Genomic DNA, 24,551 nt, shown 5'->3' on the forward strand with positions numbered 1-24,551 from the left:
AGGTTTACGAAATCGAGGCGTTTTCATGCACTTTCGCGCCGATCTCGGGATCGCCCTCAGCGTCGTCGTGGCCGTTTTCATCGTGCTGTCGCTGCGCTGGCTGTTCTGGTCCGCGCGCGAGCGCGATCGCCGCGATCAGGGCCATCGGGAGCGGCATTTCGCCCTGATCGGGCTGGGCCGCATCAAGAAGAACCAGACCGCGCGCTAGGCCGGGGCCGCACCGCGCGTCTTTTCCGGTTCCTTGCCCAGCCGCACCAGGCTGCACACCCCCGCCACCGCGCACAGCGCAATGCCCGCCAGGAAAGGTGCCGGGCCAAGCCCCCAGCCCAGCGCCAGGACGACCCCGACCCACGCCGCGCCCAGCGTCTGGCCCAGCAACCGCGCGGTCGAGAAGATGCCGCCGGCGGCCGCCGCACGATCCTTCGGCGCGCCGCCGATGATCAGCCGTGCGTTCGGCGCGAAGAACAAACCGAAGCCCGCCGCACACAGCGCCAGCCGCCAGGCGATGCCGACCATCCCCGGGTGCGCCGGTAGCAGCGCCATGGTCGCCAGACCGCAGATCGCCACCGCCATGCCCACCAGCCCCAGGATGCTGGCCTTGATACGATCGGACAGCCAACCCGCCAACGGCGCCACCACCAGCAGCGTCAGCGGAAACGGCAGCACTGCGATGCCGACTTGCTGCGGCGTCAGTCCGAACCCCTGTTCGAAACGAAACGGCAGCGCCACGATCAGGCTCGAGGTGGCGATAAAACCCGCTGTGGCCGCCATGATCGAAAGCCCGATGACCGGCCGAACCAGCAGGTCGACCGGCAGCACGGGACGTTCGCGCGTCATTTCGCGGCGCGCCAGCAGTCCGCCACTGACCAGCCCGGCAAGGGCGATGGCGGTGCCGATCAGCGGCTGGCCGGCGTGCGCGGCCAGCTCTATCCCGCCGACCAGCAGGGCCACGCTGCCCGCGCTCCACAGCCCGCCGCGCCAGTCGAAGGGAACCCTGGCTGGTCGCGGATCCGGAAGGCTGCGGCCCAGCAGCAGCGAGGCCAGCGCGAACGGCGCCGCCAGCGCGTAGACGATCCGCCAGTCGGAATGTGCGACGATAAATCCCCCCACCACCGGCGCGACGGCGTTGCTGGAGGCGACGATGACCGAATTGATGCCCAGCCCGCTGCCGAGGCTCCTGGCCGGGTAGATCTGCCGCAGCAGCGCGGCCGACACGCTCAGAGCCGTCCCCGCGCCCAGCGCCTGCAGCGCGCGAACCGCCAGCAGCGCCGGAAAGCTGTGCACCAGGAAGGTCAGCGCCGAAGCGCCCATGAAGACGATCTGGCCGATCTGGTAGAGGTTCCGGTGCCCGATCCGGTCGCCCAGCGTCGCGAACGGCAGCAGCACCATGACGGTAACGAGCTGGTAGATGGTGACCGCGCTGACGACCGTGCCTTCGCCGACTTTCAGGTCGCGCGCGATCGTCGGCAAGGCGACGTTGCCGATCGTCCCATCGATTACGAATAACGCGGTGCCGAACGAAATTGCGACGATCGCGATCAGGCGGCGCGGATAGAGCAGCCCATCGCGCGGTTCAGGCTTGGCTTGGGATGGCGACACGTCCGCGCGCCTGCCCGGGGCCGGCGCGCGGGGCAAGGCCTAACCGCTCAGGCGGCGCCGATGCGCTGCAGCTTGGCCTTCATGGTCGCTTCGTCGAACGGCTTGATGACATATTCGTTGGCGCCCGCGTCGATGCCCTTGTGGATATCCAGGGTATCGTTCTTGCTGGTGCAGAACACCGCCTTGGGCCGATGCGGGCCTGAAAAGGCCCGCAGCCGGGTGATGAATTCGATCCCCGTCATGACCGGCATGTCCCAGTCGAGCAGGACGAGGTCGGGCATCGCCGCCTTGCAGCGCGCCAGTGCTTCCTCGCCGTTCTCGGCCTCGGTCACCTGGTAACCGAGGCTTTCGACGATGCGGCGGGATACCTTTCGGACCACGCGCGAATCGTCGACGATCAGGCATTGGCGCTGCGCCGCCGGCGCGTTGGGCGTCGACGAGGCGACGTGCGCCTGCGCGGACGCCGCCGCCGGCTGCGCGGGCGCGGCACTGGGGCGGAGCATGTCGGACCGATGCGGACGGTCGATGCGCTTGATCAGGTCGCGAATGGCACGACCTCCCCGTGAACAGTGGCCAGAGAAGGCGCTCCTTGCGGCAGATGGGATGGGATGGTGTTGGGCAGCGCGGATGGAAGCCCGTGCGACAGGCCACCCGCGGTTCCCGGCTCGGGCTGTTCGACCTCGCCCACGGTCTTGCGAACGTGAAGGTAGGGCACCCAGACATCGCCGAATTCGGCCTTCTGGTACCACAAGTCGAGCACGTCGTAGCTGGCCCAGAAGCCGGCTGGATCGCGCAGGCGGATGCCCTCGCCGATGCGCGGCACGACCGCGAAGCGCAACCGCTCCTGGGTCTGCGTCGTCTCGTTCTGGATTTCGATCTCGATCAAGCGAAGCGACCTTTTTCTCGTCGTCGCCTTGCTAGCGCGAAATCCTTGCCGAAATGCGAACGCGGTTAACGGATTTCGTCGCGCCGACCGTTCACCGCAGCTTGGCGATCCCGATCCCGTCGCTCCGGGCCCGGTCGCGGGTCGATTCCTCGGTCCGCTTCAATGCCTTGGCGATTTCCTTCAGACCCTTGCCCTTGCCGGCAAGAATGCGGAGCTTCGACAGCTCGTCGGCGGTCCAGGGCTGCTTGTGCCGGGCGAAGACCTCAGCCATCGGCAGGCGCCTTCGGGGCGGCCGGCTTTTTCGCAGCGGCTTTTTTTGTCGCGGGCTTCTTGGCCGGGGCTTTCTTTGGCGCAGCCTTCTTGGGCGCAGCCTTGCGCTTGCCCTTCTTGCTCGGACCCTTGGCCGCGCGCTCGGTGATCAGTTCGACCGCGCGCTCCTCGGTCAGGTCGTCGGGCGCCAGGTCGCGCGGCAGGGTCGCGTTGGTCGTTCCGTCGGTGACGTAGGGACCATAGCGGCCCGCCATCAGCTTGATCTCGCCGCCGCTTTCGGGGTGCGCGCCGAACACCTTCAGTGGCTCGGCAGCGGTGCGCGCGCCGCCGCGATTGGCGGCGTCGGCCAGCGCCGAGACGGCCGCGTTCATCCCGGTCTCGAACACCTCGGTGGTTGAGCGCAGCTTGGCGTACTTGCCCTGGTGCGCGAGGTAGGGCCCATACCGCCCGATGCTGGCGGTAATAGGCTCGCCGCTTTCGGGGTGCGGGCCGATCGTGCGCGGCAGGCTCAGCAGCTTGACTGCCCAGTCCACGTCAAGGTCTGGAATGTCCTTCGGTATCGAGGCACGCAGCGCCTCCTTGCCGTCGCCCATCTGGATATACGGGCCGAAACGTCCGGCCTTGCGAAGGATCGGCTCGCCGGTCTCAGGGTGCTTGCCGATCTCGCCGTCCTCACCGCCATCGGCGTTGCCGCCGGGCTGCGCAAACTTGCGCGTGTACTTGCACTCCGGATAATTCGCGCAAGCGACGAAGGCACCGTAACGGCCCCCGCGCAGCGCCAGGCGGCCGTTGGCGCGTCCCTCGGCATTGCACAGCGGGCAGGCGCGGGGATCGCTGCCATCGGGCCTAGGCGGGAACAGGTAATCGGACAGGAACTCGTCCAGCGCCTCGGTCACTTCGGAGGGCTTGCGCTCCATGACTTCGTCGGACTTGGGCTTGAAGTCCTTCCAGAATGCCTCGAGCACCGACTTCCACGCGGCGCGCCCGCCGGACACGTCGTCGAGTTCGTCCTCCATCCCGGCAGTGAAGTCATAAGCGACGTAGCGGGGAAAGAACCGTTCCAGGAACGAGGTGAGAAGCCGCCCGGATTCTTCTGCGAAGAAACGATTTTTTTCCATCCGTACGTAATTGCGGTCGCGAATGACCTGGATCGTGGCCGCGTAGGTCGAAGGCCTGCCTATGCCCAGTTCCTCAAGCCGCTTGACCAGCGTGGCCTCGGAAAAGCGCGGCGGCGGCTGGGTGAAGTGCTGCGTGGTCTCGACCGCGCGCTTGGCCGGAAGATCGCCCTTTTCCAGCGGCGGCAGGAGCGACGAATCCTCGTCCTCGCCGTCGCCCTTCTGGTCCAGCGTCTCGTCGTAGACCGCAATGAAGCCGGGAAACTTTATGACCTGGCCGGTCGCGCGCAACTCGTGCCTGCCGGTGCCTTCGCGCAGCGTCACGCTGGTGCGCTCGATCACCGCGGAGGCCATCTGGCTGGCGATGGCGCGCTTCCACACCAGTTCGTAAAGCCGCGCCTCGTCGCCAGAGCCGAAGGCGTCGCGGGCGAAGTCGGTCGGGCGGATCGCCTCGTGCGCTTCCTGTGCGTTCTTCGCTTTTGTTTCGTAATGCCGCGGCTTTTCCGGCAGATAGTGTCCGTTGCTGTAGCGATCGCTGATGGCCTTGCGCGCCGCGGAGACGGCACTGGGATCCATCTGCACACCGTCGGTCCGCATATAGGTAATCGCGCCCGCCTCGTAGAGCGATTGCGCCACCCGCATCGTGTGACTGGCCGAAAAGCCGAGCTTGCGCGCCGCCTCCATCTGCAGAGTCGACGTCGTGAACGGCGGGAACGGGTTGCGGCGGGTAGGCCGGGTGTCGACCTCTTCGACGCGGAAGGTGGCGCCTTCGACCGAGGCTTTGGCGCGCTCGGCGGTGCCGGCGTCGCCGATGCTCAGGCGCTCCAGCTTTTCACCATCGAAGCGGACCAGGCGCGCGGCAAACTCGGTGCCCTTGTGTTCGAGCTTCGCCAGCACGTTCCAGTATTCCTGCGGCGTAAATGCCTCGATCTCGCGCTCGCGCTCGACGATCAGGCGCAGCGCTACGGACTGGACGCGCCCCGCGCTCTTCGCGCCGGGCAACTTGCGCCACAGCACCGGGGAAAGCGTGAAGCCGAACAGGTAATCCAGCGCGCGGCGCGCCAGGTAGGCATCGATCAGGTCCTGATCGAGTTCGCGCGGATGCGCCATCGCGGTCAGCACCGCGTCCTTGGTGATGGCGTTGAAGGTGACCCGCTCCACCTCCCTGGGCAGCGCCTTGCGCTTGGCCAGCAGCTCGCGCACGTGCCAGGAGATCGCCTCCCCCTCGCGGTCGGGGTCGGTGGCGAGGATCAGTCGGTCGGCCTTTTTCGCCAGCTCGGCGATGTCGCGTACGCGGCCGGTCTTGTCGCCGTAAAGCTCCCAGTCCATCGCAAAGTCCTCGTCCGGTCGAACCGAACCGTCCTTGGGCGGCAGGTCGCGGACGTGGCCATAGCTGGCCAGGACCCGGTAATCCGAGCCGAGATACTTTTCGATGGTCTTGGCCTTGGCGGGCGATTCGACGACGACGAGTTGCATGATCTGAAAACGGCCCCTTACGCGTGCGCGTGCCTATACACGTACGAGGGTGGGGAGCACCGGCCCGCCCCGTCAAGCCTCATGCTGCGAGGCTGACCCGGCCGCCGGCATGGCGCACCAGCCGGCCCTGCAGCTCAAGCTCGAGCAGCGCCAGCTGCACCGCAGGGGCCGGCTCGCCGCTCTGGCGAATGATCTCGTCCACCGCGACCGGCGCCAGCGTCAGCAGGCCGGCGACGTCGGCCGGCAGGTCGGCCAGCTCGTCGGCGCCCTGCCATTCGGGCGCGCTCTCGCGCAGCGTGCCGCGCGGGCAGCCATCGAAGGCTGACAGCAACTCGATGACGTCGTCGGCGGACTGGATCAGCACGGCGCCCTCGCGAATCATCAGGTTGCATCCCTGGGCGCGCGGATCGAGCGGCGAGCCCGGCACGGCCATGACTTCGCGGCCGTACTCGGCAGCGAGGCGCGCGGTGATGAGTGAACCCGATTTCGGCGCCGCCTCCACCACCACCGTCCCCGCCGCGATGCCGGCGATGATGCGGTTGCGCGACGGGAAGTGGCGCGCCAGCGGCTCGGTGCCGGGCGGCTGCTCGGCCACAAGGAGCCCTTGGGTAGCGATGTCCTCCTGCAGGCTTTCGTGCTCGGGCGGATAAGCGCGGTCTATACCACTGGCGATCACGCCGATCGTGCCGCCTGCCAGCGCCGCGCCGTGCGCCGCGCCATCGATCCCCCGCGCCAGGCCCGAGACGACGACGAAGCCAGCCTCCCCCAGCTCACCGGCCAATGTGCGCGCCATCCGCACCGCCGCCGCAGAGGCATTGCGCGCGCCGACGATCGCGACACAGGGGCGCGCCGACAAGGCCGCGTCGCCGCGTACGGTCAGGATCGGCGGCGCGTCCGGCGCGGCACGCAGCAGCGGCGGATAATCGGCATGATCGTGGAAAAGATAGCGCGCCCCGGCGGCGCGCACCGCGGCCGCTTCCGCACGCACAGCATCGGCCGGGGCGACGCGGTAGGCGCGGCCGCCCTTGCCGGCGAGGTCCGGCAACGCCTCCACAGCGGCTTCGGCGCTGCCGAAGCGAGCCAGCAGCTGTCGATAGCTGACCGGGCCGATGTTGGGCGATCGCAGCAGGCGGATGCGGGCGAACGCCTCGGCCGGGGTCGGCGCGCTCATGCCCTGTCGCGGCTCCCGATCCGGGGCTCGGTCCCGGCGCGCAGGCGGGCGATGTTGGCACGGTGCTGGATCAGGACGATGACGGCGATGGCCGCCAGCACCGGTATCAGCGCGGTATATCCCAGCACCAGGGCCGCCACCGGGGCGGCCACGGCGGCCGCCAGGCCCGCCAGCGACGATATCCGGGACATCGCCAGTACCGATACCCAGGCGCCCGCATAGATGGCACCCAGCGGCCATGCCAGGCCCAGGCAAGCGCCGCCGGCGGTGGCCACGCCCTTGCCGCCCCGGAACCGCAGCCAGACCGGAAAACAGTGGCCCACGATCGCGCCCAGCGCGGCGAACCCGGCGGCGTCCGGCCAGTACCGCCAAGCCACCAGCACCGCGACAAATCCCTTCAATCCGTCGAGCAGCAAGGTCGCCGCGGCCAGCCCCTTGTTGCCAGTGCGCAGTACGTTGGTGGCGCCGATATTGCCCGATCCGATCGCGCGCAGGTCGCCCGCGCCGGCCAGACGCGTCAGGATCAATCCGAACGGAATCGAGCCGAGCAGGTAACCGATCGCCAAAGCCGCCAGGGCATCCATCGCTTCGCGTCCTCTCCTTCGCCGTCCGGACTTAGGCGCAGCGGCGCGCCGGCGGCAAGCGCGGGCATTGCCGATTGCCCCGCCGCCATGCAAGACGCGCACGGTTCAAGGGGGAATCGGCGGATGACGCCACGGCTCAATGCGGTCTTGCTGATCCTGGCCCTTGTCGTCGGGCTGCCATTCTACTGGCTGATGATCGACAATCGCCCCGGCGACGTGCCGCCCAAGCCGATCGCGGTGACGCAGCTGCGCGCGCTGGCGGCCTCGATACCGGGGCCACGGCCGGTCGAGGCGGAGATGTACCGCATCGGTTACAACCGCGCGCTGGGCGATCTCTACGTGGCCGGATCGGGCATCAAACGGCGCGGCATCGGCGTGCTTGCCTGGGTGCTGCCGGTTCCGGGACGCGGCGGGATCGTGATCGACACCGGCATGACCGCCGCCCAGGCAAGGGCGCAGAAAGTCGGCGTGTACGACCGCCATCAGCAAGGCGCGATCGATGCAGCGATGCACCGCGCCGACCTGATCCTGGTGACGCACGAACACCTTGACCACATCGGCGGGCTGGCGGCGTTGCACGATCCGGCGGCGCAGGCCCACGCCGCACTCAACCCGCGCCAACTGCCGGGCCCCGCGCAGTCCTCCCTCGGCTGGCAGCCGGGCGCCGCGTTTCGCGTCATAGCGCAGACCGGCCCGGTCGCTGTTGCGCCGGGCGTGGTGGTGATCCCCGCCCCCAGCCATTCGCCGGGATCGCAGCTCATCTTCGTGACCCTGGCCGACGGGACCGAGTTGCTGTTCGCCGGCGACGTTTCCTCGCTGGCTTCGAACTGGCGCCGCCTGCGCGCACGCTCGCGCGTTAACGGCGACATCCTGACCGGGGAGAACCGGGACGAGGTCTACGCTTGGCTCAAGACCATCCGCGCCTGGAAGCAGCAGGCGCCGCAGATGGTGGTGATCCCGGGGCACGACGTCGAATATCTCGACAAGCGCAAGTTCCGGGGGATCCGTTCGATGCTGCCGATCCCGAAGCTGTACGATCCGGCGCTGGCCAACGCCGGTAATTTCTAGTAACGGCGCGCCGAAGCCGGGGGCGCAGGCGGCGGAAGGACGAGACGTGAATTACGACCAGGTGTTCGACCAGGCGATCGAGCGGCTTCATGCCGAGGGTCGCTACCGCGTCTTCATCGATATCCTGCGCAACAAGGGCGCCTACCCGAACGCACGCTGCTTTGCCGGCCACAACGGCCCCAAGCCGATCACGGTCTGGTGCTCGAACGACTACCTGGCGATGGGCCAGCATCCCAAGGTCGTCGCCGCGATGGAAGAAGCGCTGCACGATGTCGGCGCGGGTTCCGGGGGCACCCGCAACATCGGCGGCAACACGCATTACCACGTCGACCTGGAGCATGAACTGGCCGACCTGCACGGCAAGGACGGCGCGTTGCTGTTCACTTCGGGCTATGTCTCGAACGACGCGACGCTGTCGACGCTGGGCAAGGTGCTGCCCGGCTGCGTGATCTTCTCCGATGCGATGAACCACGCCAGCATGATCGCCGGCATCCGCAATTCGGGTTGTGAGAAGCGGATCTTCCGCCACAACGACCTCGCCCACCTTGAAGAACTGCTCGCGGCCGAGGCGCCCGAGACGCCCAAGCTGATCGCATTCGAATCGGTCTATTCGATGGAAGGCGACGTCGCCCCGCTCCATGCGATCTGCGACCTGGCCGAACGTTACAACGCCCTCACCTACTGCGATGAAGTCCACGCCGTCGGCATGTACGGTCCGCGCGGCGGCGGCATTTCCGAGCGGGACGAGGCCGCGCACCGCATCGACATCATCGAAGGCACGCTGGGCAAGGCTTTCGGCGTGATGGGCGGCTACATCGCCGCCGACAACCGGATCATCGACGTGATCCGCAGCTACGCCCCGGGCTTCATCTTCACGACGTCGCTGTCGCCCGTGCTGGTCGCGGGCGTGCTTGCCGCGGTGCGCCATCTCAAGACCTCGAGCGAGGAGCGCGACGGCCAGCAGGCGGCTGCCGCGATGCTCAAGGCCATGCTGGCCGACGCCGGCTTGCCGGTAATGGCGTCGACCACGCACATCGTGCCGCTGATGGTGGGAGACCCCGTCCGCGCCAAGCAGATCAGCGATATCCTGCTGGCCGAATACGGCGTCTACGTGCAGCCGATAAATTTCCCGACCGTGCCGCGCGGGACCGAGCGCCTGCGCTTCACCCCCGGCCCCTCGCACAGCGAGGCGATGATGCGCGACCTGACCGCCGCGCTATCGGAGATCTGGGATCGTCTGGAACTGCGCCAGGCCGCCTGAGCATTGGCTTGGCGCCGGGCCCTGACCTGGCGTCTAGAACGATTTGCGCAACTCGACCGAAACGGTGCGGCCAACCGGATCGCGGAAGATCGACTGGTAATAGAGCGGCAACGTTCCGTTCGAGGTGGTGGCGCCCTGCCGCGACCCTGCCAGGTTCTCGATCGCCACGGTCACGCGGGCACCCTTGGCAATACGGCTGGTGGGCGAAATCGCGGACAGGTCCAGGAACCCTCTCAGGTCGACCTTGGTGTAGGGCTGATAGGTCAAGAGATCGGGCGCCGCGGACGAGCCGATGGCCAGGTAACTGGCTCCGCGCCATGCCGCGTTGAGGCGCACGCCCGACTGGCCGCTCATCAGCGCGATGCTGGCGTCGACGAAATGCCTCTGGCGCCCGCCGCCGATCCCGACCGCGCCGCCGTTTAGAAGATCGACGGTCGCGAGGCCCGGACGGATCACCGATTTGCCCGACAGCAACCAGGTATGCGCCAGGTGAGCGATCAGCTGGAGCTGCGGCGGCGGCGCTGGCCGCGGCGCACCCGGTCTTGCGGGGGCCAGCGCCGCCGGTCGGTGCCCCAGCGGCAGCGTGAAATCGATCGAGGTCCGCAGGTCCTTGATCTGTTGGCGGTCGAAATTCACAGTCCGGTTGTCGACCAGGATCAGCGCCCCGGAGCCGTCGCGCACGAAGCGATCCGGAAACGCCGCGACGACCACCGGGCTGGGCGGAGGCAACCCGCCGATCTGGTTGCGAATCAGCGTGTCGGAATAAGTCACGCCGACAAGAGCCCGGTATTTCGTCCACGGGGACAGCGACAGTGCCGCGCGGTTCACCCGCTGCGTCTCGTTGGCAAGATTGGCGGTGCCGCCGCTGACGATCGTGACACTGGCGGTTTCGTTGCGGACGGGGTCGAAATAGCGAACGTTCTGGTCGATCACCGTGGGTGCGGCCAAAAGATCGGGATAGACCGGCGTCCCGTCCTTGGTCTGGCTTAGCGACAGGCGCACCGCGTTGACAGGTTGCCAATTGAAAGCGAGCGCATAGCGATCGATCTTGCCATATTGCTTGAGGTCAAGCCGCCCGATCTCGGCGCTTGCGTCCGTGCTCCCGATCGGGCTGGTCGACAGCGTCAGGGGCACTGTCAGGCCCGCCCGCATGGACAGTTCGTTGCGGCGAAAGGTCCTGACGGCCCCGTTCGCGTCGACCCCATCCAGCCCGGACCGTACAAAGCCCAGCGCGGCGCGCAGCCGCACCGGGCCGGCCGGCAGCGTGAACAGCGGTCCTTCGAGTTCCTCCGACAATTCACGTGCCGTTGTCGTGTTCGTGGTGCTGCGGACCGATACCGGGATCAGCCCCGCCAGCGTACCGCCGAACGGGTTCGTCGCGGCGGGATAGGCCACGAAGCCGCCCGTGACCGGTGCGAGGAAATCGTAGTCGTAATCGCGATTGGCACGGGTGTAGCGCCCCAGCAGGGTCAGGCGAAACGCGCCGACGGCGGCCACGAACGTCGCCGAGAGGCTGGCATTGTCGTTTTGCGTGCGGCTCGTCAGCGGACGCGCGGGATCGCTCAGAAGCAGCGTGACCGGCACGCTGAACGGCGAAAAGGCGCCGGGGCTGATCAGGAACCGCCCGGTGGGCAACCCGTTGCGGCCTGTGCCGTCGCTCCAGCTCATGCGGCCGTTTGCTGAAAAGGTCAGCCAGGAAGTCAGGTACTTCGAACCCGCCAGACTGGTTTCGTAACTGGTCGAGGCTCCGCGCAATGTCCGATACCGCGCGAGTTGGTCCGGATTGATCCGGTTGATCCCGGCAACCAGGTTCGCAAGCGCAGGGCTGGTGGTACCGGCAGGAAGGGCAACGCTGCTCACCGGGCTGCCTGCCAGGCCGCTCAGTGCCGGATCGACGTTCGTGCCGAAGAACGGCACCACGTTCCCCAGCGGAGCATAAGGCAGCGACTGCACGAATGGCACGACGGACCGATCCGCTTCGTAAAGCGAACCGGTATCGCTGGCACGGAACGCCAGGTTGATGCGGTCCTGCCCACGCACGTAAGTGGCCAGCGCTTCGCCGCGCGACGTTCCGTAGCCGCCCTCGGTCGCCGCCAGGCGGCTGGCCGTCAGCGTCAGTGTCCTCACGCTGCGCTTCAGCACGACGTTGTAAGCCCGCTGACCGACCGGACCGCCGACACGGGCGGCCGCACCGCGCGGCAAGGATTCAATCTTTGCAATAGCTTCGACCGGATAGTCGGCAATGTCTCCGAGGTCGGATATGGGCCGGCCGTTGACCAGGATGCTGGGGCCGTCATCGCCGTTTTCCCCGGCGATGCGGTCTAGCAGTTCACCGACAGTGCTGACTGCGTAGGAAGCGACGCTTTGCTCGTCGTATTCCTTTTCGATCGCGACGTCCTTGAGGGCGGCGATGATGATCCGTGAACCGACGACGACGATTTGCGTGTCGTCTGGTTTGGGCGGCTTCGCCGCCGCTTCCGGCGCCGCGGTCTGGGCCGCGGCCGGGACCCCCGAAAAAGCCAGTGCGAAGATCGAGCAGGCCCTCAAAAGAGCCGTGCAATGCCTTGAAAGGAATTCCATTTCTACGTCTTGGCGATCATCTTCTAGCCAGTCGGTCGACATGACGAACTCCGAAAAGAAGATCCCGCCGGATCGCTCCGGCGGGACCTCCTCGTTACCGTGCAAATGCTAACAAATCAGACTCCCGGGACGGAGATGTACGTCCCGTTGCTGGTCTGTGAGCCGCCGCCCCACGAAGCGCTGTTGAAGTAGGTCGTGTTGCAGTCGCTCCCGGTGTAGCCGTTCTGCTGCGTCCAGATACCCGGCAGCTTCTTGGGCGAGATGCAGACGACGACCTTGGCGGCGAGCCAGCGATCGTTCGGGCCGGCATGCTCGGTCCAGATGCCTCCGTTAAGCTCGTGCCCACCGTGATTGACGGTATCGGTCTGGTCGATCGTGTGGCTCGTCGCCAGGTCGGGGCGCGGCGTCAGCGTACCGTCGGTGGTCCAGGACTCCGGCGTCACCAGGACGGGCACGCCCGGGCCGGTATAGTGCCAGGTGCAGTTGCCAAGATCCTCGCCCCAGTGCGGGTTCGCCGGGGAGAGGCCCTGGCAGCTGCCCTGCCCGCCCGACGGATTGGTGCCGTTGTTGGTGTAGAAGCCTTGCACCGGCCCGTCCGTGTAGACGGCATCGTGATGCGTTTCGGTCGCCTGCGAGAAATTGCACGAATAGCCGAACGTCGTCACGGTCGAGAAATCGGCGGTGAAATCGTACGTGCTGTTGGAGAACGTGCGATCGGTGGCAACCTGGTCACCGAACATGTTGACGCTGCCGCCGTTGCGGAACGGGCGGCCCGCGATGCTCAGCCCCGAATAAGTCGGCGTGCCGACGCCGACGCGCGTGCCCGGCGTCTCCACGCGGGTACCGCCGACTTCGCTTTCAGCACCGACCGACTGGGTGGTCAGCGCACCGGCGACGACGGAATACACCGGCGTGTTATCATGCAAGGTGCCACCACCCAGCGAGGCGAGGTCAGCCAGGCAGACGTTTTCGGCCGTGGTGGTCGTGTCACCGGTCGCATCGAACGCGAATGCGCTCGAAGCGGCGATCGGCGACAGCGCAGTGGCTGCGGCGGCAAGAATAGCGATATAAGACTTCATCATCCAATCCCTTCAAGTACGCGAACGCCCTCGAGCCCGCTCTGTGAGACCACGAGCGGCGGGCAGTCCGAAATGTTAGAAGGCGGTCACGCCCCCGGTTGCGACCTTGGGGGCGTTAATAATCCTTTAACCAACCGAAAACGAATCAATTATTGGCACTTGTGTCAATTACGGATGCGGCAAGCCACAACCGTTAACGGTCGCGGTTTTCTGCGGGTTTGGGGCAGTTATAAGAGCCGTGAGGCGCGCGTCGGGCATCGCGTCGGCCATCAGCCGAAAAAATGCGGGCTCAGACTTGTCGCGTTCCTACAAGTTCGCCGCGGCGAATCGAACCCGCAGCGCGGCGAGTCGAATCAGCGCAGCGAGACGACGTTGTCGCTGCGGCGCGGATCGACGCGGTCGCCCCGGTACAGGCTGGCCATCGGCTCGTCGCTCGCTTCGACGACTTCGCCCTGACCGAACCCGTTGAAAGCGGTGCGCATCGCGGCGCCATAGGCACCCAGCATGCCGATCTCGATGAAGTCCCCGGCGCCGATGTCGGCGGGCAGCATGAAGGGTCCCTTCATGAAGTCCGCATCGTCGCAGGTAGGACCGTAGAACGCGAACTCTTCCAGCCCGCCCGCGCGGCCCTCGTTCAGGCAGCGCACCGGGAACCGCCAGCCGACGTGCGCGGCATCGAACAGCGCGCCATAGGCGCCGTCGTTTATGTAAAGCTCGTCCCCGCGGCGCTTCTCGACCTTGACGATCAGCGAGTTGTATTCGGCGCACAGCGCGCGGCCCGGTTCGCACCACAGCTCGGACGAATAGGACACCGGCAGCGCTTCGTACGCGCGGTGGATGACCGCGAAGTAGTCCTCGAGCGGCGGCGGCTCCATGCCCGGATAAACCGACGGAAAGCCGCCGCCGACGTCGACGATGTCGACCGTGACCGAAGCGTCGACGATCGCGGCGCGCACGCGCTCGAGCGCCTGGACATAGGCGAACGGCGTCATCGCCTGGCTGCCCACGTGGAAACATACGCCCAGCCAGTCGGCAACCTGGCGGGTTGCCTGCAGCAGCGGCGCGGCATCGGCCAGGTCGACGCCGAATTTGGATGCCAGTGACAACTCCGAATACTCTGACGAGACGCGCAGCCGCACGCACAGGCGCAGGTCCGCGGCCGGCGAATCGTCCTCGGTCAGCGTCGCAGCGATGATCTTGTCGAGCTCTTCATGGCTGTCGAGGCTGAAGGTGCGGACACCGTGGACCTTGTAGGCTTCGGCAATGGCGCTGGCGGTCTTGACCGGGTGCATGAAGCACAGCGTCGCTTCGGGCAGCGCGGCGCGCACCAGGCGGACCTCGGCGATCGAGGCGACGTCGAAATGCGTCACGCCCGAATCCCACAGCACCTTGAGCAGGTCGGGCGACGGGTTCGCCTTGACCGCGTAAAGCGACTTGCCCGGGAACGTCTCGGCAAAGAAACGCGCCGCGCGCGCCGCGGCGTGCGGGCGGTTGAGGATTACGGGTTCGTCCGGCGCAAGCGCGCGAACTACTGACGAAGCGTCGGGAAAATGGTGCAACGCAAGGGACCCCCAATAGGCCTTTCGGCCAAGTTTCAGAACAAGGCTGCCTTGCGGTTTGGAAGTCCCCATGGGGCAGCGGAGGCGTGCTAATACCCCCCCGTTTGTGAACTGCAAGTGAAATTGGAAATCGCCCGTCGGCTTGCCGCAAGACAGCCTCTAAATAGCTGCGACTGCACGCATTTATGCGCCAGGCTGTGGCGGGGGATGGGCGCGGCGGTCGCTACCAGCCACGCCGGGCCGCGAATCGACGCGCGTCTAACCTCAGCTAAGGCGGTCGCGGAAATCGGCGTATCCGAACTTGCGCACCTGCTCGAGCATGTCGGTTTCGCTATCCCACAGCCAGATCGATGGCAGCGGCACGCCGTTGAAGGTGGTGGTCTTGACCATCGAATAGTGCGCCTGGTCCAGGAAGGCGAACCGCTGACCCGGTGCCGGCGCGTCAGGCATCACGTAGTCGCCGATCACATCGCCCGCCAGGCACGACGGGCCGCCGAGGCGAACCGCCTCGCCGTCCTCGCGCTCGCCCAGCATGGCCGGGCGGTAAGGAGCCTCGATCACGTCGGGCATGTGGCACGTCGCCGAGATATCGGTGATGGCCAGCGGCATCCCGTTCCAGTGCGTGTCGAGCACGGTGCCGACCAGGATCCCGGCATCGAGCGCGACCGCTTCGCCAGGTTCGAGGTAGATTTCGCACCCGGTCCGCGCCTTCACGTCGCGCAGGAATGCGACCAGCGCATCACGCTGGTAGTCGGCGCGGGTAATGTGGTGCCCGCCGCCGAAATTGAGCCACTTGAGGCGCGGCAGGAAGCGCTCGATGCGCGGCAGCAGCGCCTCCCAGGTGCGATAGAGCGGCGCGAAGTCCTGCTCGCACAGGCTATGGAAATGGAGCCCGGTCACCCCGTCGAGATGCGCATCCTCAAGCTGGTCGACCGGGAAACCCAGGCGGCTGTGCGGCGCGCAGGGATCGTAGCGCGGCACCTCGCCCTCGGCGTGGAGCGGGTTGATGCGAAGGCCGATGTCGAAGACGCTGTATGCGTGGCCGGCGGCCTGGTCGAGGACGCCGCGAAACCGCTCGATCTGGCCGGGCGAGTTGAAGATCACGTGGTCCGACAGGCGGCAGATCTCCGGCAGGTCCTCGCCCTTGTAGGCCGCGCAGTATGTGGCGATCTCCTTGCCTGTGCCGCCGGCATAATGCTCAGCGGCCAGCAACGCTTCCCACAGGCCGGAGGTACAGACCCCGTCGAGGTACTCGCCCACCGTGTCGGCCACCCGCCACATTGAAAACGCCTTGAGCGCGGCCAGGACCTTGATCCCGGCGCGATCGCGTACGTCGGCCAGGACCGCCAGGTTGGCGCGCAGTCTTGCCAGGTCGACAACGAACGAAGGGCTGTCGACGCGCGACAGGTCGAAGCGGGCAAAGGCCCCGGGATCGCCGGCTCTGGTTTCCATGATACTCTCTTACCCGAACGGGGACTTGAACACGAACCACGCGCCGGCGGCGATCAGGGCAAAGCCGGCCGCCTGCGACATCGTCGGCCTGGCGCCGAAAAGCGCCCAGGCGATGACGACGAAGGCCAGCAACGAGCAGACTTCCTGGATCGTCTTGAGCTGCGCCAGCGAATAGGTGCTGCTGCCGATGCGGTTGGCCGGCACGGCCAGGCAGTATTCGAAGAACGCCAGCCCCCAGCTGAGCAGGATTGCCAGCCACAGGGCCCGGTGGGGCGCCTTGAGGTGGCCGTACCAGGCCAGGTTCATCACCAGGTTGGAGCCGGCCAGAAGGCCCACCGGTGCCAGCGCGCCCCAGTTCAATGTCCAGCCCCCATCAATCGACGCAGATACCGGCGGCGGCCTTGCCGTCCACGACCGCCGAGTAGCACCCGAACAGGGGTCCGTTGTCCGGCTGGCACGTGCCGGTCGCCGGGGTCCCCGCCGGGATCGAGGCGTCTGGCGCGATGCACTTGCCGGTGCAGTCGGCCTTGTCCGAGCAGACCTTGCCGGCGTCGGCGAGCGCGGTCACGCAATAGTCGGTGCCAAGCCGGCCGCGCCTGTCGACCCGGCCGCCGCGCGCCGTGCAGGCCGCCGCTTCTGCCGCGGTGAAGGTCTTGCCATAGGCGGCATGGGTGGCTGGCCCGTAAGTCGCCCCGGGCACCGGCGCGTCGGCAGCGGGCGCCACCGAGCACCCCCCCAGGGCGGCCGCCAGCGCGGCGCTGGCAAAAACGCGCATCAGAACGCCACCGGCGCGTCCAGTTCCTTGACCTGCCACGGCAAGCCCTGGGTGTTGAGCATGTCCATGAACGGATCGGGATCGAACTGTTCGATATTGAAGACGCCGCCTTCGCCGCCCGGGCCTTTCCATGCGCCCGTCAGCAGCATGGCGGCGCCGATCATCGCCGGCACGCCGGTGGTGTAACTGATCGCCTGGTTGCCGGTTTCGGCAAACGCGTCCTCGTGATCGCAGACGTTGTAGAGGTAGAACGTCTTTTCGCCCGAACCGTCCAGGGCCTCGCCGGTCGCGATGTCGCCGATATTGGTCTTGCCCTTGGTGGTCGAGCCAAGGGTTTCCGGCTTCGGCAGGACCGAGGCGAGGAACTGCAACGGCACGATCTCGCGCCCCTGGTACATCACCGGGTCGATGCGGGTCATGCCCACGTTCTGCAGCACCGTCAGGTGGGTGATATAGGCATCGCCGAAGGTCATCCAGAACCGCGCCCGCTCAAGCTCGGGAATGAACCTGGCCAGGCTTTCCAGCTCCTCGTGGTACATCATGTACATATTCTTGGGGCCGACCTGATCGAAGTCGAACGAGGCCTTGTTTGACAGCGCGGGGGTTTCCACGAACTGCCCGTTTTCCCAGTGGCGCGCCGGCGCGGTCACTTCGCGGATGTTGATTTCCGGGTTGAAGTTGGTGGCGAAGGCCTGGCCGTGATCGCCGCCGTTGCAGTCGAGGATGTCGAGCTGGCGGATGGTCTTGAGCTTGTGCTTCCTGAGCCACATCGCGAACACGCTGGTGACGCCCGGATCGAAGCCCGAGCCCAGCAGCGCCGTGATCCCGCGCGCCTTGAAGCGGTCATGGTAATCCCACTGCCAGGAGTATTCGAACTTGGCCTGGTCCTTGGGCTCGTAATTCGCCGTGTCGAGGTAATCGACCCCTGCGGCCAGGCAGGCATCCATGATCGGCAGGTCCTGGTAAGGCAGCGCCAGGTTGACGACGAGGCGGGGCTGAAGCCGCTCGATAAGGCGGGTCAGCGCGGGCACTTCCTCAGCGTCGATCTCGTAAGTCGAGACGGTCTGCCCGGTGCGCTGCTGCACCGATTCGGCGATCGCGTCGCACTTTGCCTTGGTACGGCTGGCGAGGTGAATCTCCGAGAAGATGTCCGGATTCATCGCCATCTTGTGCACGCAGACGGAGCTGACACCGCCCGCCCCGATAACCAGAACCTTGCTCAACCGTCTTCTCCTTTGCGCACTTGGCCTTGCGCATATAATCTTGCGTCATGGCGACACAACCGATGACCACCCAGCGCACCCCCACCGCCGCAGGCGTTGCCCGCGCCGATGCGAAACTGCGCGCCATCCTGCCGCCGACGCCGCTGCTGCCTGCAACGATCCGCGGGACCGAGGTGTTCCTCAAGGCCGAGAGCCTGCAACCGATCGGCGCGTTCAAGATCCGCGGCGCCTGGCACCGCCTGAGCGACCTCAACGCCGAAGAGGCCGCGCGCGGCGTCGTCGGCGTGTCGAGCGGCAACCACGCGCAGGGCGTCGCCTGGGCGGCGGCGCGCCTCGGCATCGCGGCTGCGATCGTCATGCCGGTGGACGCTCCGCGGGTGAAGCTGGAGCGCACCCGCTCGCTCGGCGCCGAAGTGGTGCTTTATGACCGCCCGGCCGGCGAGGACCGCGACGCCGTCGCGGCGCGGCTGGTGGCGGAGCGCGGTGCAACGCTGGTCCACGCCTATGCCGACCCGTGGGTGATCGAGGGCCAGGGCAGCGCTGCACTCGAAGCCGCGCGCCAGCTGGCGGGGCGCGGCCTCCCCGCGCCGACCCGGTTCGTGACCTGCTGCGGGGGCGGCGGGCTGACCGCCGGGATCGCGCTCGCCTGCCCGGATGCCGATGTCGTCCCGGTCGAGCCCGAAGGCTGGGACGACGTCGCCCGCAGCCTGGCGGCCGGCGCGATCGTGCCGGTTGCCGACTTGTCCTATCCCACCGCCTGCGACGCGCTGCAGACCCCGGCGACCCGGCCGATCAACTTTGCCGTGCTGCAGACGCGCTGCCCGTTCGGGCTGATGGTGACCCCGGCGGAAGTGCGGGCGGCCCAGCGCTATGCGTTTGCCGAGCACCGCCTGGTGCTCGAGCCCGGCGGCGCCGCGGCGCTGGCGGCTGCGCTGGCGGGCAAGGCGGCGCTGGACGGCACGACGGTGATCACGCTGTCGGGCGGCAACACCGATGCGGCCGCCTTCGCACAGGTGCTTGCCTCAGCCGACTGATTGCCAAGCGGGCGCCGCTGCGGCACTCTGCGCGCGGATACTTGGGGGGAGATCGAGGATGCAGGCGCAAATGCTGGCACCGGCAACCGTGCTGGTGCTGTGGACGTTGGTCATGATCGTCTGGCTCAGCGCCGTGCGCGCGCCGGCGATCAAGGCAGCCGGCGGTTTCGGCAGGATGAAGCCCGGTGGCCGCGGCGCCGACCTCGAAGGCAAGGTGGACGACCGCGTCAACTGGCCCTCGCACAACTATTCGCACCTGCTGGAGCAACCGACGCTGTTCTACGCGGTGGTCGTCATGCTGGCGATCATGGGGCCCAGCCCGCTCGACGTGTTGTTCGCGTGGCTCTACGTCGTCCTTCGCGTCGTCCACTCGATCTGGCAGGCGACTGTCAACCGCCTGCCGCTGCGCTTCACGCTGTTCGCGCTGTCGACGTTATGCCTGGCGGTGCTGGCGTTCCACGCCGCCAAACTGGCACTGTTCGACCTTCCGGGAGCGACCGCATGATCGGCATGGACATCCTGAGGCCCGTCCTGGTCCTGGCGGCGTGGACGCTCGTCGTCTGGGCGTGGATGGTGGCGACGCGAATCCCAGCGCTGAAATCCGCGGGAATCGACATCGGCACGCTGACCGGCGGCACGGGGCGCGATGCCGGCAAGATCGTACCGCCACAGGTCCAGTGGAAGGCGGACAACTTCAACCACCTGCACGAAGCGCCCACCGTGTTCTATGCCGCGGCGCTGGTCCTGGCGATGATCGGCCAGGGCGACGGCATCAACGCCGCGCTGGGCTGGGCGTTCGTCACGCTGCGGATCGCGCACTCGCTGGTGCAGACGCTGTGGAACAAGGTTTCGGTCCGGTTCCTGCTCTATGTGCTGTCGCAACTCGCGCTCGCCGCGCTGATCCTTCACGGCCTGATCGCCGTCTTCGCGGCCTAGCGCACGAACAGGCTGGCCAGCTCGACGTGGGTCGACCAGCGGAACTGGCCCACCGGACGCAGTTCCGCCAGGCGATAGCCGCCCGCCACCAGGACGGCGGCATCGCGCGCCCATGATGACGGGTTGCAGCTGATGTAGGCCACGCGCGGCACGCGGCTTGCCGCCAGCCGCTCGGCCTGCTCGCGCGCGCCGGCGCGCGGCGGGTCGAGCAGCACCCCGGCGAAGCGGTCGATCTCGTCGGTCAGCATGGGATTGCGGTACAAGTCGCGGTGCAGCGCCAATACCCGTCCGCCCGTCCGCAGTCCCGCCGCCTTGGAGGCGAAATGCGCGGTGCGATCCCCCTCCACCGCCAGCACGCGGACACTATCGCCCGCCAGCGCGAACGCGAACGTTCCCAGCCCCGCGAACAGGTCGGCGACGGTGTCGGCGCCGGCCAGCCATTCGCGCGCGGCAGCCGCCAGCGCCGCTTCGCCATCGGCGGTCGCCTGCAGGAAAGCGCCGGGCGGCAAGCCGACCGGGGTACCGCCCAGCGTGATCGTGACCGGTTCCGGTTCCCACTGGCTTTCGGGCCCAAAGCCGCCGTCGATCGATAGCCGCGCCAGCTTGTTGGCGCGGGCAAAATCGATCAGCGCCTCCGTCTCGGCCAGTCCTTCGACGCTAAGGCCCTTGATCGCCAGGTCGACGCCCTGGTCGGCCAGCGTCATCGCGATGTCGGCCGCGATGCGCCCACCGCGCCGCGCCAGCACCTGCCGCAGTGGCGCCACCAGCGCGAACAGTTCGGGCACGAGCACGTGGCACTCGGTCATGTCGACGATCCGGTGCGAAGCCGCCTCGCGAAAGCCGACCGCAACCTTGCCGCCCTGGCTGGCGGCGTGGAGCGTCGCCCGGCGGCGGCTGCGCGGCGGCGAGACGTGCGGCGGCGCGACCACTGCAGGTTCCAGTCCCTGCCCGGCGGCGGCATGGACCACCCGGTCGGTAACGAACCCGGCCAGCGCCTCGTCGTCCAGGTGCTGGAGCTGGCAGGCGCCGCACGTGCCGAAGTGGCGGCAGGGCGGTACGTCATGGTGAAGGCCGTGCGTCAGCGTGCCGTCGGGCTCGAGCGTATCACCCGGCGCCGCCATCGCGACATGGCGGCCGCTGGCGGTCACGCCGTCGCCCTTGGCGGCAACGCGGACGATCTCTTCACGGGTCTGGTCGAGGCTCACAGGCACTCCGAAATGGCTGGGGGCAGCGCGGCGATCAGGCCGCGCGGGGCAAAGGCGGGTCCGGCGATGCGGGCGGCACGGCCGTGCAGCCACACCGCTTCTTCGGCCGCGGCGAACAGCGTGCGGCCCGCCGCGATGCGACTGGCAACCAGCCCGGCCAGCACGTCGCCGCTGCCGGCGATCGAAAGCCAGGACGGTGCGCCGGTGGTAAAGGTCAACGCGCCGTCGGGTGCCGCGATGACGGTGTCGGGGCCCTTGGCAATGACGACCGCGCGCGCGTCGTGCGCCAGGGCGCGCAAGCGTTCGAGCGGATCGGCCGCCTCGATCTCCAGCGCCCGGTACAGCGCGGCCAGTTCGCCCGCGTGCGGGGTCAGCACCAATCCTTCGCGGCGGCCCGACAGCAGCGCAGGATCGAGCAGCATCAGCGCGTCACCGTCGACCACCGTCGGCAGTTCGCGAGCCAGCGCGGCGGCCAGGCGCTGATGCGACACCTCGCCGCGCCCCAGCCCCGGCCCGACCAGCAGCACGTCGAGACGGCGATCGGCGACGACGTCGCGCAAGTCTCCGCCCTCGACCACCAACTCGGGCGAGGGCTGCGACGGCCAGGCGTCGGCGAACAGCTTCACATAGCCTGCCCCGCCGTGCATCGCCGCCTCGGCGGCAAGCTGGCCGGCGCCGGGCATCGCCCCGCCGACCACGCCGACGAAACCGCGCGTGTACTTGTGCGCGCCGATTGCGGGCGAATGAAGGACAGGCCGGCTTAGCAGCCTTGCGGCCCCAGCGACGCGCTCGATGCCGATGTCGACCAGCCGCCGTTCGCCCATCGCCGTCATCGCCGGCATCCGCCAATGCGCCGGCTTCCAGGCCCCCAGCGACAGGGTCAGGTCGAACGGGGGCAGTCCGTCATCGAGCGGCTCGCCGCGGTCGGCGTCGATGCCGCTGGGGAGGTCGATGGCGATGCGAAATTCATGCTCGCGCGCCGCGGCGCAAAGCAGTTCGGCCAAAGCGGTGCCAAGCGGGCGCGCAAGCCCGGTGCCGAACAGGGCGTCGACCAGAACCCCGCCGCGCGCCAGCGTGCCGGTTCCTCCGCCCCAGGCTGCCTGCGCGGCGCGCGCCGCGTCGGTCGCCGGGGGCAACGGTGCAACGACGCGCACCGCCAGTCCCGCCTCGCGCAGTGCGCGCGCGATGACATAGCCGTCGCCGCCGTTGTTGCCCGGCCCGCACAGCACGGTGACCGGGCGGCCCACGGCGACCCGGCGCACCCAGTCCGCGGCGCCGCGGCCGGCCCGTTCCATCAGTTCGGACACCCCGGTGCCGGCGCCGATCAGCGCCTGCTCGGCTGCGCGCATCTGCGCGGCGGTCAGGACCTGGGAGAATGCGCGCTTCACGCTTCGCCCGTAGACCGCCTTTCAAGCTGCGTCACGTCGCGAACCGCGCCGCGCGCGGCGCTGGTCGTCAGCGCCGCGTAGGCCTGCAACGCGGCCGAGACCTTGCGCGCACGCGGCCTGGCCGGTTGCCACCCCTTGGCGGCCTGCGCGCTGCGGCGCGCGGCCAGCAATTCGTCCGATACCGCCAGGTGGATCGTGCGCGCGGGGATGTCGATTTCGATGATGTCGCCGTCCTCGACCAGGGCAATGGCGCCGCCCTCGGCCGCCTCGGGGCTGACGTGGCCGATCGAAAGACCGCTGGTCCCGCCCGAGAAACGCCCGTCGGTAAGAAGCGCGCACTGCGCGCCCAGGCCCTTCGACTTGAGGTAGCTGGTCGGGTACAGCATTTCCTGCATTCCCGGCCCGCCCCTGGGCCCTTCGTAGCGGATTACCACTATGTCGCCGGCCGCGATCTGCCCGGTCAGGATCGCAGTAACGGCTGCATCCTGGCTCTCGCAAACCCGCGCCGGGCCGGAGAATTTGAGGATCGATTCGTCCACGCCGGCGGTCTTCACGATGCAGCCATCGCGGGCGATATTGCCGAACAGCACCGCCAACCCGCCGTCTTGCGAAAAGGCGTGCCCGGCAGAGCGTATGACGCCGCCTTCGCGGTCGAGGTCGAGTTCGTCCCAGCGGCGTGACTGGCTGAACGCGGTCTGGGTCGGCACGCCGCCCGGCGCCGCGCGGTAGAACGTTCGTACGCTTTCGGCATTGGTCTGTGCGATGTCCCACTGCGAAATGGCGTGCGCCATCGTCGGCGCGTGGACGGTCGGCACGGCGGTGTCGAGCAGCCCGGCACGGTCCAGTTCTCCCAGCAGCGCGAAGATGCCGCCGGCGCGGTGGACGTCCTCCATGTGGACGTCGGCCTTGGCCGGCGCCACCTTGGACAGGCATGGCACGCGGCGGCTCAGGCGGTCGATATCGGCCATTGTGAAATCGAGCCCGGCCTCCTGCGCGGCGGCGAGCAGGTGCAGCACGGTATTGGTCGATCCGCCCATCGCGATGTCGAGGCTCATCGCGTTTTCGAACGCGGGCTTGGCGGCGATGGTGCGCGGAAGCGCGCTGTCGTCGTCCTGTTCGTACCAGCGCTTGCACAAGTCGACCACCAGGCGCCCGGCCTCGCGGAACAGGCGCTCGCGGTCGGAATGGGTGGCGAGGACCGAGCCGTTGCCCGGCAGCGACAGGCCCAGCGCCTCGGTCAGGCAATTCATCGAATTGGCGGTGAACATGCCGCTGCACGAACCGCAGGTGGGGCAGGCGGAGCGTTCGATCGCGGCGACGTCCTCGTCGCTATAGTGGTCCTCGTCGGCGGCGGCCACCATCGCGTCGACCAGGTCGAGCGCGACTTCCTTGCCCTTCAGCACGATCTTGCCTGCTTCCATCGGCCCGCCCGAGACGAACACCACCGGCACGTTGATCCGCAGCGCCGCCATCAGCATTCCGGGCGTAATCTTGTCGCAGTTGGATATGCACACCATCGCGTCGGCGCAGTGGGCGTTGACCATGTATTCGACCGAGTCCGCGATAAGTTCGCGGCTGGGGAGCGAATAGAGCATCCCGTCGTGGCCCATCGCGATGCCGTCATCGACCGCGATGGTGTTGAATTCCTTGGCGACGCCGCCGGCATCCTCGATCTCGCGCGCCACCAGCTGGCCCAGGTCCTTCAAGTGGACATGGCCGGGCACGAACTGGGTGAACGAATTGACCACCGCGATGATCGGCTTGCCGAAATCGCCGTCCTTCATGCCGGTCGCGCGCCACAGACCGCGCGCGCCGGCCATGTTGCGGCCATGGGTCGACGTGCGCGATCGGTAGGGGGGCATGACAGAAGCTTCCGGCAAGATCGTTGCG

23 protein-coding genes are annotated in these 24,551 nt (G+C 67.8%); 6 read left to right on the forward strand and 17 right to left on the reverse strand.

Annotated features, from left to right (window positions below; all coding sequences use genetic code 11):
* The first annotated feature begins 25 nt into the window (after positions 1-25).
* Positions 26-208 (forward strand): hypothetical protein, encoded by a 183-nt coding sequence (locus ACOYW6_RS05340; RefSeq protein ID WP_423142773.1) that lies wholly within the window; start codon positions 26-28, stop codon positions 206-208.
* On the opposite strand, the gene ACOYW6_RS05345 is transcribed toward ACOYW6_RS05340, so the two are convergent.
* From ACOYW6_RS05345 to plsY, 7 genes are all read right to left on the reverse strand, one after another.
* Positions 205-1,599 carry an MFS transporter gene (locus tag ACOYW6_RS05345; RefSeq protein WP_423142774.1) on the reverse strand — a complete coding sequence of 465 codons (1,395 nt, stop codon included), beginning with the start codon at positions 1,597-1,599 and terminating at the stop codon, positions 205-207. The genes ACOYW6_RS05340 and ACOYW6_RS05345 overlap by 4 nt on opposite strands.
* Positions 1,600-1,646: 47 nt before the next feature.
* Positions 1,647-2,102: a response regulator gene (locus ACOYW6_RS05350; RefSeq protein ID WP_423142775.1), complete on the reverse strand. Its 456-nt coding sequence runs from the start codon at positions 2,100-2,102 to the stop codon at positions 1,647-1,649.
* Between the two features lie 32 nt (positions 2,103-2,134).
* Positions 2,135-2,485, reverse strand: coding sequence for a hypothetical protein (locus tag ACOYW6_RS05355; RefSeq protein ID WP_423142776.1), 351 nt, complete (start codon positions 2,483-2,485; stop codon positions 2,135-2,137).
* A 91-nt stretch (positions 2,486-2,576) separates the two neighbouring features.
* The gene (locus tag ACOYW6_RS05360; protein WP_423142777.1) at positions 2,577-2,756 is read right to left on the reverse strand and encodes a hypothetical protein; all 180 of its coding nucleotides are present in this window, start codon (positions 2,754-2,756) and stop codon (positions 2,577-2,579) included.
* Entirely contained in the window at positions 2,749-5,346 is a 2,598-nt protein-coding gene (topA, locus tag ACOYW6_RS05365; RefSeq protein ID WP_423142778.1) for a type I DNA topoisomerase, read from the reverse strand. The genes ACOYW6_RS05360 and topA overlap by 8 nt, the downstream gene beginning before the upstream one ends.
* Before the next feature lie 79 nt (positions 5,347-5,425).
* Positions 5,426-6,517, reverse strand: a complete 1,092-nt coding sequence (dprA, locus tag ACOYW6_RS05370) for a DNA-processing protein DprA (protein WP_423142779.1) — start codon at positions 6,515-6,517, stop codon at positions 5,426-5,428.
* Entirely contained in the window at positions 6,514-7,101 is a 588-nt protein-coding gene (plsY, locus tag ACOYW6_RS05375; protein WP_423142780.1) for a glycerol-3-phosphate 1-O-acyltransferase PlsY, read from the reverse strand. The genes dprA and plsY overlap by 4 nt, the downstream gene beginning before the upstream one ends.
* A gap of 123 nt (positions 7,102-7,224) precedes the next feature.
* On the opposite strand from plsY, the gene ACOYW6_RS05380 reads away from it, so the two are divergent.
* On the forward strand, positions 7,225-8,169 hold the full coding sequence (locus ACOYW6_RS05380; protein WP_423142781.1) for an MBL fold metallo-hydrolase: 945 nt from the start codon (positions 7,225-7,227) through the stop codon (positions 8,167-8,169).
* 46 nt (positions 8,170-8,215) lie between these two features.
* Positions 8,216-9,430 (forward strand): 5-aminolevulinate synthase, encoded by a 1,215-nt coding sequence (hemA, locus tag ACOYW6_RS05385; RefSeq protein ID WP_423142782.1) that lies wholly within the window; start codon positions 8,216-8,218, stop codon positions 9,428-9,430.
* 33 nt (positions 9,431-9,463) lie between these two features.
* Here the strand turns inward: hemA and ACOYW6_RS05390 are convergent, their stop codons facing one another.
* From ACOYW6_RS05390 to ACOYW6_RS05420, 7 genes are all read right to left on the reverse strand, one after another.
* On the reverse strand, positions 9,464-11,977 hold the full coding sequence (locus tag ACOYW6_RS05390; RefSeq protein WP_423142783.1) for a hypothetical protein: 2,514 nt from the start codon (positions 11,975-11,977) through the stop codon (positions 9,464-9,466).
* Between the two features lie 149 nt (positions 11,978-12,126).
* Positions 12,127-13,089: a hypothetical protein gene (locus ACOYW6_RS05395; protein ID WP_423142784.1), complete on the reverse strand. Its 963-nt coding sequence runs from the start codon at positions 13,087-13,089 to the stop codon at positions 12,127-12,129.
* 353 nt (positions 13,090-13,442) lie between these two features.
* On the reverse strand, positions 13,443-14,648 hold the full coding sequence (locus ACOYW6_RS05400; RefSeq protein ID WP_423142785.1) for a type III PLP-dependent enzyme: 1,206 nt from the start codon (positions 14,646-14,648) through the stop codon (positions 13,443-13,445).
* 264 nt (positions 14,649-14,912) lie between these two features.
* On the reverse strand, positions 14,913-16,100 hold the full coding sequence (locus ACOYW6_RS05405) for a carboxynorspermidine decarboxylase (RefSeq protein ID WP_423142786.1): 1,188 nt from the start codon (positions 16,098-16,100) through the stop codon (positions 14,913-14,915).
* Positions 16,101-16,109: 9 nt separating this feature from the next.
* On the reverse strand, positions 16,110-16,460 hold the full coding sequence (locus ACOYW6_RS05410; protein ID WP_423142787.1) for a DMT family protein: 351 nt from the start codon (positions 16,458-16,460) through the stop codon (positions 16,110-16,112).
* A gap of 13 nt (positions 16,461-16,473) precedes the next feature.
* A complete protein-coding gene (locus ACOYW6_RS05415) occupies positions 16,474-16,875 on the reverse strand; it encodes a hypothetical protein (RefSeq protein WP_423142788.1) in 402 nt (133 codons plus the stop codon).
* Complete coding sequence (locus ACOYW6_RS05420) at positions 16,875-18,098, reverse strand: saccharopine dehydrogenase C-terminal domain-containing protein (RefSeq protein WP_423142789.1); 1,224 nt, start codon at positions 18,096-18,098, stop codon at positions 16,875-16,877. The genes ACOYW6_RS05415 and ACOYW6_RS05420 overlap by 1 nt, the downstream gene beginning before the upstream one ends.
* Before the next feature lie 47 nt (positions 18,099-18,145).
* On the opposite strand from ACOYW6_RS05420, the gene ACOYW6_RS05425 reads away from it, so the two are divergent.
* The 3 genes from ACOYW6_RS05425 to ACOYW6_RS05435 all read left to right on the forward strand — a co-directional run bounded on the left by ACOYW6_RS05425 (position 18,146) and on the right by ACOYW6_RS05435 (position 20,068).
* Positions 18,146-19,132, forward strand: a complete 987-nt coding sequence (locus tag ACOYW6_RS05425) for a threonine ammonia-lyase (RefSeq protein WP_423142790.1) — start codon at positions 18,146-18,148, stop codon at positions 19,130-19,132.
* 70 nt (positions 19,133-19,202) lie between these two features.
* On the forward strand, positions 19,203-19,637 hold the full coding sequence (locus ACOYW6_RS05430) for an MAPEG family protein (protein WP_423142791.1): 435 nt from the start codon (positions 19,203-19,205) through the stop codon (positions 19,635-19,637).
* Positions 19,634-20,068: an MAPEG family protein gene (locus ACOYW6_RS05435; RefSeq protein ID WP_423142792.1), complete on the forward strand. Its 435-nt coding sequence runs from the start codon at positions 19,634-19,636 to the stop codon at positions 20,066-20,068. Before ACOYW6_RS05430 ends, ACOYW6_RS05435 begins: the two co-directional genes overlap by 4 nt.
* Here ACOYW6_RS05435 and ACOYW6_RS05440 read toward each other — a convergent pair.
* Genes ACOYW6_RS05440 through ilvD form a run of 3 tightly spaced genes read right to left on the reverse strand, consistent with a single transcriptional unit; the run spans position 20,065 to position 24,523 of the window.
* A complete protein-coding gene (locus tag ACOYW6_RS05440; RefSeq protein ID WP_423142793.1) occupies positions 20,065-21,273 on the reverse strand; it encodes a class I SAM-dependent RNA methyltransferase in 1,209 nt (402 codons plus the stop codon). The genes ACOYW6_RS05435 and ACOYW6_RS05440 overlap by 4 nt on opposite strands.
* Entirely contained in the window at positions 21,270-22,661 is a 1,392-nt protein-coding gene (locus ACOYW6_RS05445; protein WP_423142794.1) for an NAD(P)H-hydrate epimerase, read from the reverse strand. The genes ACOYW6_RS05440 and ACOYW6_RS05445 overlap by 4 nt, the downstream gene beginning before the upstream one ends.
* The gene (gene ilvD, locus ACOYW6_RS05450; RefSeq protein WP_423142795.1) at positions 22,658-24,523 is read right to left on the reverse strand and encodes a dihydroxy-acid dehydratase; all 1,866 of its coding nucleotides are present in this window, start codon (positions 24,521-24,523) and stop codon (positions 22,658-22,660) included. Before ilvD ends, ACOYW6_RS05445 begins: the two co-directional genes overlap by 4 nt.
* Positions 24,524-24,551 lie beyond the last annotated feature (28 nt).

The organism is Parablastomonas sp. CN1-191 (assembly GCF_049354825.1).
Lineage (GTDB): Bacteria > Pseudomonadota > Alphaproteobacteria > Sphingomonadales > Sphingomonadaceae > Novosphingobium.

Excerpts from the sequence above, each read along its gene's own strand:
- ACOYW6_RS05340 (WP_423142773.1), top strand. The coding sequence starts at position 26 with ATGCACTTTCGCGCCGATCTCGGGATCGCCCTCAGCGTCGTCGTGGCC.
- ACOYW6_RS05350 (WP_423142775.1), bottom strand. The coding sequence starts at position 2,102 with ATGCTCCGCCCCAGTGCCGCGCCCGCGCAGCCGGCGGCGGCGTCCGCG.
- ACOYW6_RS05360 (WP_423142777.1), bottom strand. The coding sequence starts at position 2,756 with ATGGCTGAGGTCTTCGCCCGGCACAAGCAGCCCTGGACCGCCGACGAG.
- topA (WP_423142778.1), bottom strand. The coding sequence starts at position 5,346 with ATGCAACTCGTCGTCGTCGAATCGCCCGCCAAGGCCAAGACCATCGAA.
- dprA (WP_423142779.1), bottom strand. The coding sequence starts at position 6,517 with ATGAGCGCGCCGACCCCGGCCGAGGCGTTCGCCCGCATCCGCCTGCTG.
- plsY (WP_423142780.1), bottom strand. The coding sequence starts at position 7,101 with ATGGATGCCCTGGCGGCTTTGGCGATCGGTTACCTGCTCGGCTCGATT.
- ACOYW6_RS05380 (WP_423142781.1), top strand. The coding sequence starts at position 7,225 with ATGACGCCACGGCTCAATGCGGTCTTGCTGATCCTGGCCCTTGTCGTC.
- ACOYW6_RS05395 (WP_423142784.1), bottom strand. The coding sequence starts at position 13,089 with ATGAAGTCTTATATCGCTATTCTTGCCGCCGCAGCCACTGCGCTGTCG.
- ACOYW6_RS05405 (WP_423142786.1), bottom strand. The coding sequence starts at position 16,100 with ATGGAAACCAGAGCCGGCGATCCCGGGGCCTTTGCCCGCTTCGACCTG.
- ACOYW6_RS05415 (WP_423142788.1), bottom strand. The coding sequence starts at position 16,875 with ATGCGCGTTTTTGCCAGCGCCGCGCTGGCGGCCGCCCTGGGGGGGTGC.
- ACOYW6_RS05425 (WP_423142790.1), top strand. The coding sequence starts at position 18,146 with ATGGCGACACAACCGATGACCACCCAGCGCACCCCCACCGCCGCAGGC.
- ACOYW6_RS05430 (WP_423142791.1), top strand. The coding sequence starts at position 19,203 with ATGCTGGCACCGGCAACCGTGCTGGTGCTGTGGACGTTGGTCATGATC.
- ACOYW6_RS05435 (WP_423142792.1), top strand. The coding sequence starts at position 19,634 with ATGATCGGCATGGACATCCTGAGGCCCGTCCTGGTCCTGGCGGCGTGG.
- ilvD (WP_423142795.1), bottom strand. The coding sequence starts at position 24,523 with ATGCCCCCCTACCGATCGCGCACGTCGACCCATGGCCGCAACATGGCC.